Origin of the sequence: Mucilaginibacter mali, from assembly GCF_013283875.1 — a bacterium.
Lineage (GTDB): Bacteria > Bacteroidota > Bacteroidia > Sphingobacteriales > Sphingobacteriaceae > Mucilaginibacter > Mucilaginibacter mali.
The window spans coordinates 4,533,307-4,548,273 of record NZ_CP054139.1; the positions used below are offsets into that span (position 1 = coordinate 4,533,307).

The 14,967-nt window shown below is 43.9% G+C and carries 8 protein-coding genes and 1 tRNA gene; all 9 read right to left on the reverse strand.

Annotation, left to right across the window (positions count from 1 at the left end):
* Positions 1–28: 28 nt before the first annotated feature.
* The 9 genes from pdhA to HQ865_RS19175 all read right to left on the reverse strand — a co-directional run bounded on the left by pdhA (position 29) and on the right by HQ865_RS19175 (position 14,966).
* Positions 29–1,024: a pyruvate dehydrogenase (acetyl-transferring) E1 component subunit alpha gene (pdhA, locus tag HQ865_RS19135; RefSeq protein ID WP_173416448.1), complete on the reverse strand. Its 996-nt coding sequence runs from the start codon at positions 1,022–1,024 to the stop codon at positions 29–31.
* A gap of 342 nt (positions 1,025–1,366) precedes the next feature.
* Positions 1,367–2,431, reverse strand: coding sequence for a hypothetical protein (locus tag HQ865_RS19140; protein WP_173416449.1), 1,065 nt, complete (start codon positions 2,429–2,431; stop codon positions 1,367–1,369).
* A 20-nt stretch (positions 2,432–2,451) separates the two neighbouring features.
* Positions 2,452–3,984, reverse strand: a complete 1,533-nt coding sequence (locus tag HQ865_RS19145) for an autotransporter outer membrane beta-barrel domain-containing protein (RefSeq protein ID WP_173416450.1) — start codon at positions 3,982–3,984, stop codon at positions 2,452–2,454.
* A 13-nt stretch (positions 3,985–3,997) separates the two neighbouring features.
* Positions 3,998–4,849 (reverse strand): hypothetical protein, encoded by an 852-nt coding sequence (locus HQ865_RS19150; RefSeq protein WP_173416451.1) that lies wholly within the window; start codon positions 4,847–4,849, stop codon positions 3,998–4,000.
* A gap of 498 nt (positions 4,850–5,347) precedes the next feature.
* A tRNA-Pro gene (locus HQ865_RS19155) sits at positions 5,348–5,421 on the reverse strand.
* Between the two features lie 843 nt (positions 5,422–6,264).
* Positions 6,265–6,849 (reverse strand): hypothetical protein, encoded by a 585-nt coding sequence (locus HQ865_RS19160; protein WP_173416452.1) that lies wholly within the window; start codon positions 6,847–6,849, stop codon positions 6,265–6,267.
* Positions 6,846–10,412, reverse strand: coding sequence for a DUF6443 domain-containing protein (locus HQ865_RS19165; protein ID WP_173416453.1), 3,567 nt, complete (start codon positions 10,410–10,412; stop codon positions 6,846–6,848). The genes HQ865_RS19160 and HQ865_RS19165 overlap by 4 nt, the downstream gene beginning before the upstream one ends.
* A 21-nt stretch (positions 10,413–10,433) precedes the next feature.
* Complete coding sequence (locus HQ865_RS19170) at positions 10,434–13,760, reverse strand: hypothetical protein (protein ID WP_173416454.1); 3,327 nt, start codon at positions 13,758–13,760, stop codon at positions 10,434–10,436.
* Between the two features lie 30 nt (positions 13,761–13,790).
* On the reverse strand, positions 13,791–14,966 hold the full coding sequence (locus tag HQ865_RS19175) for an autotransporter outer membrane beta-barrel domain-containing protein (RefSeq protein ID WP_173416455.1): 1,176 nt from the start codon (positions 14,964–14,966) through the stop codon (positions 13,791–13,793).
* Position 14,967: the final 1 nt, after the last annotated feature.

Genomic DNA, 14,967 nt, shown 5'->3' on the forward strand with positions numbered 1-14,967 from the left:
ATATTGTATATGATAAGATAAAAAACGGTTAGTCGCGAATGTAAGGATAATCCTGCTGAACGTATACATCGGTATACAGCTCAGAAGCTTCAGGCCATGGCGATTCTTCGGCAAACTGCACCGATTCGTCAACAATAGCTTTTATTTTAGCATCCATTTCCTCAAACCATTTCTCGTCTGCATAACCTTCTTTTTCGATGGTTTGTTTTACGATCTCGATAGGGTCTTTCGCTTTGTAGCTTTCCACTTCCTCTTTAGTACGGTATTTCTGCGGATCCGACATGGAGTGGCCTTTGTAGCGGTAAGTACGCATCTCCAGGAAGGTTGGGCCTTCACCGGCACGGGCGCGGGCAACAGCTTCGTCCATCGCATTGTGCACAGCTACCGGGTCCATACCATCAACCGGCGACGATGGGATACCGTAAGGTAAACCTAATTTGTAGATATCGGTTTGGGCGGTAGTACGCTCAACCGAGGTACCCATGGCGTAACCATTGTTCTCGCAAATAAAGATACAAGGCAGTTTCCACAGGGCAGCCATGTTAAAGGTTTCGGTAAGCGCGCCCTGGCGTACGGCACCGTCGCCCATGTAGGCTACGTTTACAAAATCGGTACCTTTATATTTTTCGGCAAAAGCGATGCCAGCACCCAGCGGCACCTGGCCGCCCACTATACCGTGGCCACCGTAAAAATGGTTCTCTTTATCAAACATGTGCATCGAACCGCCTTTACCTTTAGAGCAGCCGGTAGCTTTACCATACATTTCGGCCATAACGGCTTTTGGTGCGGTACCCATGGCTATAGCGTGCGCGTGGTCGCGGTAAGCGGTGATCATGCTGTCGCCTTTTTTCAGTACAGACATGGCACCGGCTAAAACGGCTTCCTGGCCAATGTACAGGTGGCAGAAACCCCTGATCTTTTGCTGACCGTATAATTGTCCTGTTTTTTCTTCGAACCTGCGCATCAGCAACATCTGCTCATACCACATCAGGTAAGTGTCTTTTGTAATAGCTATCGAACTCATTTGTCTTTTAAACGATCAAATACTTTTTTTGAGAGAAAGCGCAAATCTAATTATATCCTGCCATATATCGAAACTGCAATCATATTGTTATAAAGAAAAATTCGGCATAGCTTTTTACTTATTTATGGTATAAAATTGCGCTTACTATCGATTGCAGAATATCATTTGGCAAGCTTAGGCTTAGTGTGTTACATACAGGGGTGGTTTGGTTTAGCTGCCTAATAATCTTTCTGCATAAAATTTAAAAAAATCTATTGACAGCTCTCTATATATTATCGCTAAAAAAATACACCCTCTAATAAAAGCACCGAAATCCCTCTTAGTTAGCATTATATACCATGATTAATGCTTACGTAACGCCTTTATTTGCTTTTCAAGAATTTTGATACGCTTTTCGTGTTGCTGCTCTTTTTTATCCTTTTCAATAAGGTACAACGTCAGTTCCTCTACCTTCTTTAAAAGTTTCGTATTCATTTCGCCAAGGTCTATACCGTTTTTAGCCATATCGGCAGCTGTTGGTATTTCGGGCAGATGATGGTTTTTATCAACAAAAGTTTTTATATCGGAAAGCGTGGGTAGTTTGTAGCTTGGTTCGAAAACATAATCAGGGCCGGGAACACCCAGGTCTACCTTTACCTCCTGACTATGGATCTTACCGTATACAGTTAGCTTTTCATCGGGGGCGGTGGTGCCAATACCAACTTTGCCGCCAAGCGCATGATAACCAGATACCAAAACAACATCGCCATTAGGTTTAAAGCTCATAGGCGCATAATAGCCGCCTCCTTTCAAAACGCCATAAAACTCGACAGAACTCCCCCCTGTGGCGTTAGAAAAGTAACCGTCCTGGCGGTGGCTGATCACCCATTCGGTTGGAGTGCCATTAGCAAGTCCGCCGGTGCCGGTTACAGATAACTGAATATCTGTATACGCGCTACCATCGCCGTTGCCTGAAAGAGTGATGCCCCTGCGGGTAGTCCCTGCATCAATATGCAGCAGGTCGTTGGGTGCATTGGTACCAATCCCTAAATTACCCCCATCCTTAATGGTGAGATAAGGAGACGAGCCGCGTCCAAACTGGATGTCTTTAAAAATATTTGTTCCGGTAACATGTCCGTCATAATCGGTACCAAAGCGTATCGTATTATCATTAGGATAAGAAAGCCTTAAATAACCATTGCTCGACCCGAAATTTGCAGGGGCAAAAATATACTCGCCTACTAAAGCATTGCCCGCATCAACCATGGCTGATGGCCTCGCTACATTTATTGCCGGTGTATTTAGCCCGCCAACTGTAATGGTACTGGTTGTTGTGGCACCGCTACTAGTAACGGTTTGTAATGTTTGCGCATAAGAAGCAGTAATAAGGCCAACTGATAGCGTTAATAATGCAATTAATGGTTTCATTTTTATAATATTTAGTGTTGTTACTTTTCCTTCTTTTCTGCTATCATCATTTCTAATTTTTTATTTAGCAGATCAATCTGCTTTTGCTGATCCTGTTTAGCCTTGTCTTGTTCAATAAGATACAGCGTCAGTTCCTCTACTTTCTTTAAAAGCTTCGTATTCATTTCGCCAAGATCGATGCCATTCCTGGCCATCTCGGCGGCCGTCGGTATTTCCGGGAGGTGATGGTTCTTGTCAACGAAAGTTTTGATCTCTGTTAGCGAGGGCAACTTATATGTCGGCTCGAACACGTAGTCGGGGCCGGGTACGCTGAGGTCAACCTTTACCTCCTGGCTGTGAATTTTGCCATAAACAGTAAGCTTTTCGTCGGGACTGGTAGTGCCGATGCCCACGCTACCGCCGCCGCTTTGTAAGATAAGATTATTCCATGCACCGCCTCCGTTACTAAGAGAACTCACTGCGCCGTAGGTATTGCCTGTAGAACTTCCGGTAGACAAATTGAGCATGCTTCCCGTAGAGCCAACTACCCAATCAGTTGTAGTATTTGATATGCCAGTTGTCGCGCCACTTACCTGTAACTTATAAGTAGGGCTTGTTGTGCCGATACCGACATTCCCAGCTCCAGAGATCCTCATTACCGACTGATTGAGTCCGCCATTGTATGTGGAAAAATCTAAACCAACTATGCCACCTGCTTCATTAAAACTTCTGATCCGGCCGGCCTCGGTTGTGCCCGACATAAAAGACAGGTAGCCACCACTGCCGGCTGCAACGCCATAATTTGTTTGCAGCCTCAGTATTTGATTTCCGCTTGCTGAGGCGCTTGCATTATTAAGTACCTCTAATGGTGCCCCCGGTAAATTTGTCCCTACGCCAATATATCCGCTACTGTTTACATAAAAACTATTTGAAGGTGCTGTGTTCTCGATAGTAAAAGGTGAAGCGACAATGCTGTTCCCAGCATCGTTTAACAACTGAAGTGAAAACTTATTACTTAAGTTTCCAAATCGTAAAAAGCGCTGCCCGGCTGTGTTTTGATTAGCGACAACATTAAACCACGCTTCCTGATAACCATTAGCTGTAAAATAGGCCCCGCCGTTGGCTCCAGAAACGGCATTGCCTTTCATTTGCATAATTGAACGGCCGGAACCATCTATATTGATGGTAATACCGGAAGTATTGTTATCAAGCGCCCGCAAAAGATTGGTAGTTGTTGAAGCAATGTCTAATTTAAAAGAAGTAGATGTAGTGCCAATCCCTAGCCCGGACCCTGTCAAAGTCATTGTTTCACTGCCATTGTTTATAAATTTCATTGTCGAGAAACCATCAGAAGCTAATCCTGTTGCCTGTGTATTATCCGACCGAAACCACATCAGCCTGTTTCCGGGATCATTGTGCGTGATCCGGATACTTCCAAAACTAACCTCTAATTTTTCGGATGGGCTGGTGGTATTGATCCCAACATTTCCGCTTGATGGGAAGGTATTTGTTTGCGCGGCTACAATAAATGGCCCTAATGCAAACAGCGCGCATATTGGTAATGTCTTTTTCATGATAAAAGGTGTTTTAGTGTTTTCTGTATAGTTTACGCTTTAATTGATCTATCTGGTGTTGCTGCCCATTGATAGCTTTGTTTTGCCTGATGAGGTACAAGGTCAGCTCCTCTACCTTTTTCATTAATAGTTTATTCATCGCGGCTAAATCCAAACCATTCTTTACCATTTCCGCTTCGGACGGAATTTCGAGCAAATGATGGTTTTGGTTGATATAGGCTTCAACCGCCGGGAGTGCGGGCAATTTATAGGCCGGCTTAAGCACATAATCATACCACCCATCTAAATCAACCTTAACCTCTTTGGTATGAATAGTGCCGTTTACCGATAGCTTCCCGTCAACAAGAACATTATCCGGCTGGCCAACAGTAGTTATTTGCGAAGTTGTGGCTGTGGGCATCTCGCCCGACGCATATATCCAGCCCGAATAAGCAGCGGTGTATGATGGCGAAATATCCGTTGCTGTAATATTATAACTGGCCCAGTAAACCGAATTGTTAGATATTTCTATACGGATGTAATCAGTCCCGCTTTTGGTATACTTTCCCAGCCGTATCCGGGATGGTTTTTGATAACCCAGGTCGCTTTGGTACTGCGTCCAATAAAAATTGCCGGCATAATAGTACCAGCCTAAGGTTATCTTAAGGGCTTTATTTGCTGCCGCATAAGTATAGCCGGTAATTTGTAGTTGTGGGGCATAACTATCCGACGCGGGTATATTAGTATCTATATAAAAGTAAGCGGGTGAAATATCCAGCGGCATTATTTTTAGCACGTTAAAAAACCCATTGGTTTGGGCATAAGCGCTTTTTATACCGGTAAACATGAGGGAGAGGGCAACAATTGCCACAGAATTTTTTTTCATATTGATATGGTTTAGGTTTGCTGATTAGTTTTGCTAATCATTTTTAATTTTTTGTTTCCAACAGCTGCATTAAAAAATCAACACGTTAAAAACGGGTTAATTAATTGTGATTCATACAGGAAGGCGGAAGGCTTTGTAGCACACTGATTGATTATGGTGCTGGCAGTTGAAACAAACGGCGTAGCGAACCGGCACGGGTACTTGTCTTCATTGTGATAGATTTAAGTGAAACGAATTGCAAAGGCATTTCGTTATGGCTAAACTAAGCGGTCTGTATTAATTATGCAACAGCTTAGTTAAATATTTAATATGATAACTCCAATTAGCCGGGCATATCCACTTAACTGCACAAAAGCCTTTTGGGCTACAGTTCAAAGACCTACCGACTATTCGTCGGGATTAGAAGATTTCGAACTTCCGACCTCCCCGTTACCCATTGGGACGCAATAGCACAAAAAAGCCCTCAGACTTTCGTCCAAAGGCTTTACCGACTATTCGTCGGGATGAGAAGATTCGAACTTCCGACCTCCAGCACCCCATGCTGGCGCGATACCGGGCTACGCTACATCCCGTTTGTTGGTGTATTTTACATTAATGCTTGATCTACAGCGTATAGAGTCCTCTATTGGCTGATTAAACGATTGTATTGATTAACGTAGTTTTGTAACGGTAGTACACATAGTAGTACACAATTACGATGCAAATATAAAAAGTTGACCTCTATGTCAAAATCTAAAGTGCAATGTTCTTAACCTGTGGATTGTTTGTGCATGATTATTAATGATTTAAAAGTGAATAAATGAATTATGGTGCTTTACAGGCGTAAGGATCGACTAAATGCAAGGAGGAACGGAATAAATAGATCGAGCAAGGACACGGGAGTGTTTATGCCGGAAATTCCTTGCCTTGTGTCGTATCCTGGTGCCTAACTTTGCTGATAATTCATTGTTTCACACTCTCCATGCTTATAATTTCTAATTCAAGAAATCATGGATTCTTTACTTTATACATGTAATGAAAAACTTGAATTAGAAAAACATATAAACTCAATTCAAAAAAGTCGAATTCCTTTACTTTATATACAGGCACTCAAAATATTGAATTGGTGAGTGATGTTTAAGTGCCATCTGTCCTGACTTTTTAAAAGGTAAGATCGCTTAATACTGTTTCCATAAAAACTGTAAAACTTGTAAGTATAAAGGCAATTACAAACTTTTAGATTTTATTGGAAGTGGTCTTTTGGCCGCATATCTAACTTGGCTATTTAAAAGGTTACCTTTTAAAGCAGATGTTTAAGTTGCCACATAGTTTATAATATACAAAACACAAAAAAGCCCGTAACCGGAAAGGCTACGGGCCGTGTATTATCTGCTTAGTTTACCACAAGCGGAGACATTTGCGATAGCGAAGAGATATTATTTTTGACTGATAACTATAAATTTAACCACAATATCATTTGGCATTTTATTAGCGTCGTCAACCCTGCCATCCGCCAATTCGGGATATTTATCAACATTCATAAAATAAAAAATGTTCCTATCTGTTCTGTCATTAAAAGAAAGATAGCCATCTGGGTTACTACTGGGTTTAATATTAATGTTTGGCCTGAGCCTCTTTAACGTTGTACCGATACCGATACCAGTATTGACTTGAATGTTTTTGTCAAAAATTGTGATTCTGGTAATTTTTATTTTGTCAGACCAATTAGTCTCTGCTAAAAATGCCAGTTGATTATTTTTATAGTAAGCTTTTCCATTCCATTCAATGTCATCATCACCAAATAAAATAGTATCTCTACAAACATAACATGGAAAAATTGGCAGTTCTTTTAACGGCCTACCTATGATTTGTTTTTTTAAATCTTCTACAGAGTAATGGCAAAAACTCATCCTGGTTTTATGTATAGAATTGGACTTAACGATACCATTGTGTGAGGTATTGTTACACCCTAATAATAACGGCATTAAACCCAATAAAAAATTAATTAATTTATTTTTCATGGTTTTAATTTAGGTACTAAAATATCCTTCATCATTTTTTCAAATTGAGCAGAATCATCTTTCATTTTTTGTCGTGTTTTTTCAAGTTGAAACAAAAATAATTCTGTAGGATCAGCGGGAACAAATTCTTTAAAACCATTGTCAATATATCCTGGCAGACTTTTATAATCTCCCCCATAATCTACGAAAAATTGTTCATTTGTTAGTGTGCCATAATTTCTGTTTTCAGGATTTATCATTTCACCCTTTTTATTTTTTCCGTCTACATGAAGATGGGCAAATTTAGCTCCTGTATCCCCTGTTTTACCTAACTCCTGTCCTTCATATACAGGAGTTCCTTCTTTTAAATCTTTGTTAATATAACTTAAATGAAGAAAACGAATTTTATCGCCATTTCCATATTTAATTTCAATAAACTTAGCCCCTTTTGCTCCACCACGTTTTATAGCTCCTATTGATGAGACAACTCCGTTACCAAGTGAATAAAATGGGGTACCGATGCTTGCCCTATAATCAATTCCCACATGCGGGCTTGTTCCAATATTTCTTATTTCAAGAAACGTAGAAGTTCTCACCAGTGTGTTTTTTAGATTCCAACCACCATTTGTAACATCTTTTTTATTAACAATTGCGTAACCTTTTAAAGGCCAAGGAATCATGCCATCAATATCAATTTTTCCAAGCGGATCGTCATAACAATATGCATAAGGGGACCATCTTTTTCCTTCTTCTGCCAACGGATCCACGCTCGTCCACCGCCCAATCACCGGATCATAGAACCTCGCCCCATAATCGTATTGGTTCAGGCCATCCTGCAACTCCTTATTATTGTAAAGATACTTATTTGGCGGACTTGTAGTAGTGGGTTGCGAGGCCACGAGGCCAAACGGGTAGTAATCGTTCACCTGGGTCGGCGCTGTGCCGCCATGGCTGCTGTCGAAACTTACCCGGCTGTTGCCCAAATGGTCGGTCAGGGTGTATTCGTAATTAGGCGAACTGGTTGGGTTCAGCACGCGCCCTTCTTCGGTGGCCACAAAGTCTATGACGCTGCCGGTATATTGTATGCCGCTTATATATTCGGTAACGGTGCCGTTGCTAATCTTTCTTAGCTTTTTCCCGGTGGCATCGTAGGTGTAACTGAGGTTCAGGCCGCCGATATTGCGGGGCAGGTTAAACAGGTTATAGTCGATGCCATGGCCCTGACCGTCCGATGGGGCGTTGCCATTGGCGTCGTAAGTCCCATAACTGCGGAACTGCGTGGTGCCGTTCTTTATCGAGGTTAGCTGGTTGCCACTGTATCCATCGTAACTTAGCGTGGCCGCGTTAGCGCCGCCCGACCGGTTCAAACTAAGCAAGTTGCCGGCCTTATCGTAACTGATCCCGGTTTCAGCGTAACCGGTATTGCTGTTACCCTGGGTAAGCCGGTTAAGCGCATCGTATTGGTAGGTATAGTTCTTGCCCAGGCTACCGGGCGTCCCCCAGTACTGGTCGGCTATGTTACCGTTCCATTGCGGAGTGCTGCCATCGTCGTAGTTCAGCTGCGTGGCAAACAGGGGGGCGCTGCTGGTCTTTAGCCAGCCTCTCTCGTTATAGGTATAGGTAACGTTTTGCAAAAAGCTGCCGCCACTTGCGCTGTGCAGGCTTTTGGTATATAGCTGCCCCACCTCGTTAAAGGTATTTTTACTGAGTGTTACATCTGGGCCGTTGTTTATCTTTTCGTGGGTTTCGGTCTTGCGGCCCATATGGTCATAAACATAGCTGTTGGCTATGGTTAGTGAGATTGCCCCGTCAGCGGCGGCGGTATGGTGCTGCCTTGTAGTGCTGGCTACGCCGTTGTCGAAGTTATAGCTGGTGGCCAGCTCGTCGAAGTTCTGGGTGTTAAAAGCGCCACCCAGGTAATGCTGCTGGTAGGTCTTTACATTGCGGCCCTCGTCATCATAATAATGAACCATCCAAAGCATGTCGCTGCTAATACTGCCATCCGCATTCAGGACGGCCGTCCGGCTGGCGGTAGTGAGTCCCCGGGTCATAGCGCTATAGCTTGTAGCCGTGTAGGCTGCCGGCAAATTTGGGATATTGTAATCATCATAATAGCTGATCATCAGTGTGCTGCTCAAGGTCTGCGGGTAACTGCCGATCACGTAGCCTGTAGGGTAGCTGCTGGTATTGGCCGTATTGTCTTTCGCATCGAACTGCGCCGCACTGTAAATGCTGGCCTGCAGGGTGCTTTGGGCGATGGCACTGCCGGCGTTCCACAGCCCTGTGATAATGGTGCGGCCGAGGGCATCGTATTTGGTCACCGTCCACTGGTTACTGCCGCGCTGTTTGCCGTCCTGGGTCAGCACAAGCTGGTCCAATTGGTTATAAACTATATACTCCCAGTCTTTGCCGGGCAGCCGTTTTTGCACCAGGCGGTTGCGCTCGTCGTAATTATACTGGTAACACAGGTTGTTCAGGGTGGTTTGGCTGGCAGCGCTGCTTAGTCCGTTATCGGGATCGGCCAGCGGTGGGAGCACAAAGGCCAACTGGCCCAGGTCATCGTACACATAATAGGTACTCAGCGCCTCATCCTGGCCGCTGGTATTATTATGATTGAAGGTTCGCTTCAGTACCACGTGCCCTTCCTTATCCTTATACTCTTCTACCGTTCCGGCTTTGCCGCTGCCGCTGTAGTTTTCATCGTGGGTAATGGAGACATATAGCTGGCTGGTGGCATAGCTGCCGCCATCGGACAAACTGCGGGTACCATTGGCATCAATACTGACTGTATACCGTTTGGCCGGATAGCCCGCACCGGTACTAAAATTGATGGTGTTGGCATCGTTGCTGGTATAAGCAACCCCGCTGGTATGCTGGCCTAACTGCCAGGCATCGCCGGGTGCGCCTTGCTGCACTACGCGGTTCAGGGGAGATGGTTCAAAGCCGGTAATGGCAAAGGGCGTAGCCATGTCCTTATAGTTTTGCCCGGATGTTCCGTAAAAGGTTTTCTGCCCGCTGTTGCTGTAGCCGCTGGTGCCATTCAGCGCATCGCTGCGGTAGCTGCCCGGATTGCCGGAAGCCGTCGTATAGGGCAGATACTTGGTGGCCTCGCGCCCAAAAGCATCATAAGCCTGCGCCATAATGACATCTTTTGAGCCATCGGGGTTGCCCTTAACCTGTACGGTTTGCATGGGGCGGCCCAACCCATCAATATATTGTACGGTCTGCATGGCCTGGCAGGTGGTTAAGCTGCTGAGCGAACTGCTGGTGGTAAAACCGGCTATGCGTGGAACAACCGTACTGATATAGTTCTGTGTACTGCTTAGCGAAACTGACAGTGGCACGCAGGGCGAAACGAAGATGCGCAGCGAGTTGCCCGAACTGGCCGTAAAGCTGAAGTTGGTGAGCGTGATGCCGCCGCTGTTATAATAGGAACCCGCTGCGGGCGTGCCCGTCATGGTGCCTGTGGGTACGTAGGTTTGTGCATTTACGCCATTCGCAAAAAGCAGCAAAAAGCACAGGCCAAGTAGTGCGCACGAGGCTATTTGCCCACTGCATCGTATATTTCTGAAACACTTTTTCATTTTGATTGGTTTAGGTGCTGCTTACTGGTTTTGATAGTGATAGTCGGTATGTTTAATAATGTTGCCGTATTGGTCCTTAATGTTCACCAGTCGCTGGAAACTGTCATACTCATAAAAAGTCGTTTGGCCTTTGGTATCGGTGGCCGAAGTCATGCCCACCAGTGGTTGATAGGTATAAGTGGCAATTTGAGCGTTTGGAATTGCGGACAGTAATGGCGCGATAAAGTTCTGAATATCAGTCTTGCTGGGCGATGATAGTGCTGAAAACGTATTAATAGCGGATTCGGTCAATATGGTTTTTACTGTAGCAAAATCAGTGTTTTTGATCTCCGCAATAGGGAATTGGTTTTTATAACTCCATAAATAAACGGTCTTGCTGCCATTTTCTTTTGCTTGGGAAACCAGGTTGCCTTTTGTGTTGTAATCATAATAATGGAACCGTGTTTCTATCGGATCAGAGACCCTTAGCTGTGATTCTACCGTTTGAGGTACAAAAATCCCTGTATATGGCTGGAAGTAATTGAATCGAAGCAAGCCCGTTTGCAAGTTGGCGGATCCTATTGTGCTAACTTGCTCAATGACAGGGTTCAATATAAAGTTGTTGACCATCGCCTGGTAAACCCCAGCAGGATCGTGACCACTACTAACCATATAGGTAGGGCGGTTTATTCTGTTAATGATCTTTTCGTTTTTGCTATTATAGGTTTCTTCTTCAGATAGCAATTTATCTGCCGTATTATAGCGATAAGTGGTAGCAATCGTTGTTGCTGGAATACCGGACACATAGCTGATCACCTGATGATCGTTTAACTTCTGCCAGGTACTGTATACTTCGTGACTTGTTAAAATATAATTATGAATATTTGATTCCGGATTTGAGAAAACGTCACCAGGTTCAAAATTCAAACGGTAGGCGGAATAGTTGAAAAATACAGGTCTATCCGAATCCTTAACGTAATTCCAATCTTCCTCTTTAATTATATTGAACTGAGCATTAGCCTGGTTGCCATAATAACGCTTTAACTCTAGTCCATTTGACCAGCCAAAATTTGACAGGGGATAGTATGGCAATGGTAGCGCAGGAAAATAATCTCCCAAAACCCTGCCGCCCCTCGTATTAGGCGAAATGTCAAATTGACTTGCGGTGAAGGAGGTTTGTTCTTCATCTAAAAATTCAGTAACACAAGAATAACTGTATGAAGTGCCATCAAAAACGTCCATATCATGATCGGCCTTAGATTTGATCAAATGCATCACGCCTAAAGGGGTCATACTTGAGCCGCTGCCGCTACTTGGACGTTCATATAATATAAAAGTACCATATCCATTGCCCTGAACATCCAAGTTTAGGGATGTTTCATCTGTATAAGACAATACCCCATCTGTTTTTGTGAATTTTTTATAATTATACTTCCTAACCACCGGTTTAATATCAAGACCCGATGAAACAACCTTTTGTAGCCTGTAACCATAGTAAGGGTCTTCTACGCGTATCGCTTGCTTATCAACACCATTTTTTAAGCTATAATGAATATAAGTATTAGCTCCATGCAACTTAAAAATAAGGGAATACAAGTTATTAGCCTGCAATTGAAACCCATCGATAGTGGTATCACGACTTTGTAATATTTGAAGATCGAACGTACCTATCAATGTATGATTGGTATCATTCCAAAGTTCTGTTGTTACGTAATAAAGGTCCCTGGTCTCTTCAGTTGGTAACGTCGAACCATAATAATCTGCACTCGCCCTTATCTTTATCTTTTGGTCGAAAGCAGGTGTAAATTGATCCGTGCCTTGAGTAATATCGCCCGCATGGCTGTAAGCACCAATAAATTCGTCCATGTTTTCATAGGTAACGTTATACTTGGTTACTGTTTGCGAGTTTTGCTCATAAGATATATCGTCGGTTCCGCCGGTCGGATACTTGATCTGTGTAAGGAGTCCCGCCATACCGATCAAAGAAGGCGTTCTATTCCCTAAGTCGGGGGTAAAAGGCATGTGTTCGGTTGGTAAAGAAAGCACGCCTGCTATGTAAGCGTTCGCTTGAATTTCAGGGATCGTACTGTTGTTGGAATACCCATTGTAATACCCTTCGATATCCTGTGAGAAAGAGAAACGATGTGGCAATGACGAAGCATTGTTGTAGGCGAACGCATATTTTTGCATAACATTCTCCAGACCATCGTCAAATTCAAGTTTACTTAAAAAGTACCTTGTTTTTAAAGCGGTTATTTCTTCTGGTGCGCCATTAAGCTCTTGCGCTAATGTCGTTTCCAAGGTAGATGACGATAAGATATTGTCATAGACGAACCGGGCCTGGCGAACTAACCCATTGTTTTCATTAAGTAATCTGATTTTACTAAGCAACCTGTCACCGGGTAGGTCGGTACGCGTGATATAATCAAATGCTAATGTGAACGCTGAACCGGATACGGACGTTAGATATTTGGTATTAGTGATCTTCCTTCTTACACAAGCGGTATGGCTATAGGTTGGTGTAGGGTCAAGAAACCAATTTAGAAAATCGGTTCTGAAGGCATAGCTTTCATTGTAGTCGTAAACATAGCTGTAACTCAACGATCCGTAATTAAAGATGAGTTCGTCATTGTTAGGGGATACGATCTTGCTTAAAAACCAAGCGGTGGGTGTTGAAGGATAAAAGGGATTGTCTTGGTCGCAAGAGTTTTCCGGGTCAAATTGTGTATACTCGATGTCTGAATTTATTCCGAAAAAAAACTTGGTTCCATCGTCTTTAGTAAAACAGAACTTATAAGGCACAGTACTTAATACGTCTATACGAATTTGCTTTTTATGGTCCAGTAATACCGCCTGGCCATTTTTGATGATGAATTTTCCGCTTTCACCAAAAATGCTGTAGCTAAAAATGTCATACTCACCGTCAGTTTGCGTACCCAACTGTATTGCACGAATGGTGTCAAGCGTTTGCTGAGAATAATTGTTTAATTGATAAGGCCCATCGCCTACACGGTTTATCGCCCGTTCATCAGGAAGTGATCTTACTGTTCGGTAAACCATAGCGGTTACATTATCTCCCCACCCTATTCCTACCTTGCTTCCATAGTCATTGACCTTGACACCCGTTGAGAGATAGTTTATAGACGGGTTGTAAGTGATCTGACCTTCTTTTAGTTCGAATAGCCCTATGCTTTTGGAGACGGCCCCGGAGTTTTTTTTCAGGTCAATTCCGCCATAATTACCCAAAGAGGTTACCGTGGGAGACGGTGTAAAGCTTCGTTCCACGTCTTTTATATTATATGCCTGCGAAAAAACGTTTTTAGAGAAAAATAATAGCAATAAAGTTGTTACTATAAGATAGTTTTTCATATTCATTGTCCTCAACTAAGGTTGGTTAGGTTAATGGTTATGGTTAGTTTTTTTTAGTTCGTCTAGCTCGTTTTTAAGTTGGATCAGATACAGCGTCAGTTCCTCCACTTTTTTCATCAGCAACCTGTTCATTTCGCCCACGTTCAGCCCGTTTTTTACCATCTCTTCTTCCGCTGGGATTTCAGGCAGGTGATGGTTCTGATCAATATAGGTTTTCACCGCCGAAAGCGCCGGTAATTTATAGGCTGGTTTTAACACGTAGTCGCTCCAACCGGTCAGGTCGACCAGTACTTCTTTGGAGTGGATGGTGCCATTTACGGAAAGGAGTTGGTCGGGATTATCTGTACCAATACCCACCTTGCCGCCTGCGGGGTTTATCGCGATGTTCGTCCAGGCGTTTAATGCATTGTTGTGGCTCCCGATAGTAGCTACCCCGTTGAGCAAACCCATAACAACCCTGTTTCCGGCGGTCCCGCCAAAATTACCCGCTATCCAGTCGGTTGAACCGGAACCTGAATTATCTGAATTAACATGAAGTTTGCCACCCGGCGTTGACGTGCCGATACCTACACTGCCAGTACTGGTAATGTGCATCCGCTCGGCCATTGAAGAACCGTTGACACGGGTAAAGAATGCCAGGTATGCCGAATAATCATTACTTGTAGCATTCTCCTTGCCACCTTTGATACCTGCCCAGTCGGTTACAGAACCGGTTGAGGTGCGCCAGCCGCCAAGTGTAATGTAGCCGCCGTTATTCTGCGCCTGGGGCGAATTGTCAATAAGCCGGAACGACCCCTGGTTGCCATCGATGGGAGCACCATGCACCTCAAACTTTGCTAACGGAGTTGAGGTGCCGATGCCCACACTACCGGATGGCTTAATAATAAAGCGCATCGCGCTATGAACGTTATCATACAGAAACAGCGACGATCCTATATCGGTCAAGCCACTGCCATATACGCCCAAAGAATAGTTGCCGGCAGCGTCGGAGTTTTTTACCTGTAGCCCTAATACGCCGTCGCTTGTGCTGCCGCCCTGAACACTTACGCCATCGTACGCGTTGGTAGTAACCACATTTAGTTTACTTGCCGGGCTTGTTGTGCCGATGCCAACTGCGCCACTGCCCGGAAAAGTATTGGTTTGCGCATTTGCGCTAAATGAAATTGCTGAAATTATGGCAATGATTGCCAGTGTGTTTTTTTTCATA

Excerpts from the sequence above, each read along its gene's own strand:
- HQ865_RS19175 (WP_173416455.1), bottom strand. The coding sequence starts at position 14,966 with ATGAAAAAAAACACACTGGCAATCATTGCCATAATTTCAGCAATTTCA.
- HQ865_RS19150 (WP_173416451.1), bottom strand. The coding sequence starts at position 4,849 with ATGAAAAAAAATTCTGTGGCAATTGTTGCCCTCTCCCTCATGTTTACC.
- HQ865_RS19145 (WP_173416450.1), bottom strand. The coding sequence starts at position 3,984 with ATGAAAAAGACATTACCAATATGCGCGCTGTTTGCATTAGGGCCATTT.
- HQ865_RS19140 (WP_173416449.1), bottom strand. The coding sequence starts at position 2,431 with ATGAAACCATTAATTGCATTATTAACGCTATCAGTTGGCCTTATTACT.
- pdhA (WP_173416448.1), bottom strand. The coding sequence starts at position 1,024 with ATGAGTTCGATAGCTATTACAAAAGACACTTACCTGATGTGGTATGAG.
- HQ865_RS19165 (WP_173416453.1), bottom strand. The coding sequence starts at position 10,412 with ATGAAAAAGTGTTTCAGAAATATACGATGCAGTGGGCAAATAGCCTCG.
- HQ865_RS19160 (WP_173416452.1), bottom strand. The coding sequence starts at position 6,849 with ATGAAAAATAAATTAATTAATTTTTTATTGGGTTTAATGCCGTTATTA.
- HQ865_RS19170 (WP_173416454.1), bottom strand. The coding sequence starts at position 13,760 with ATGAAAAACTATCTTATAGTAACAACTTTATTGCTATTATTTTTCTCT.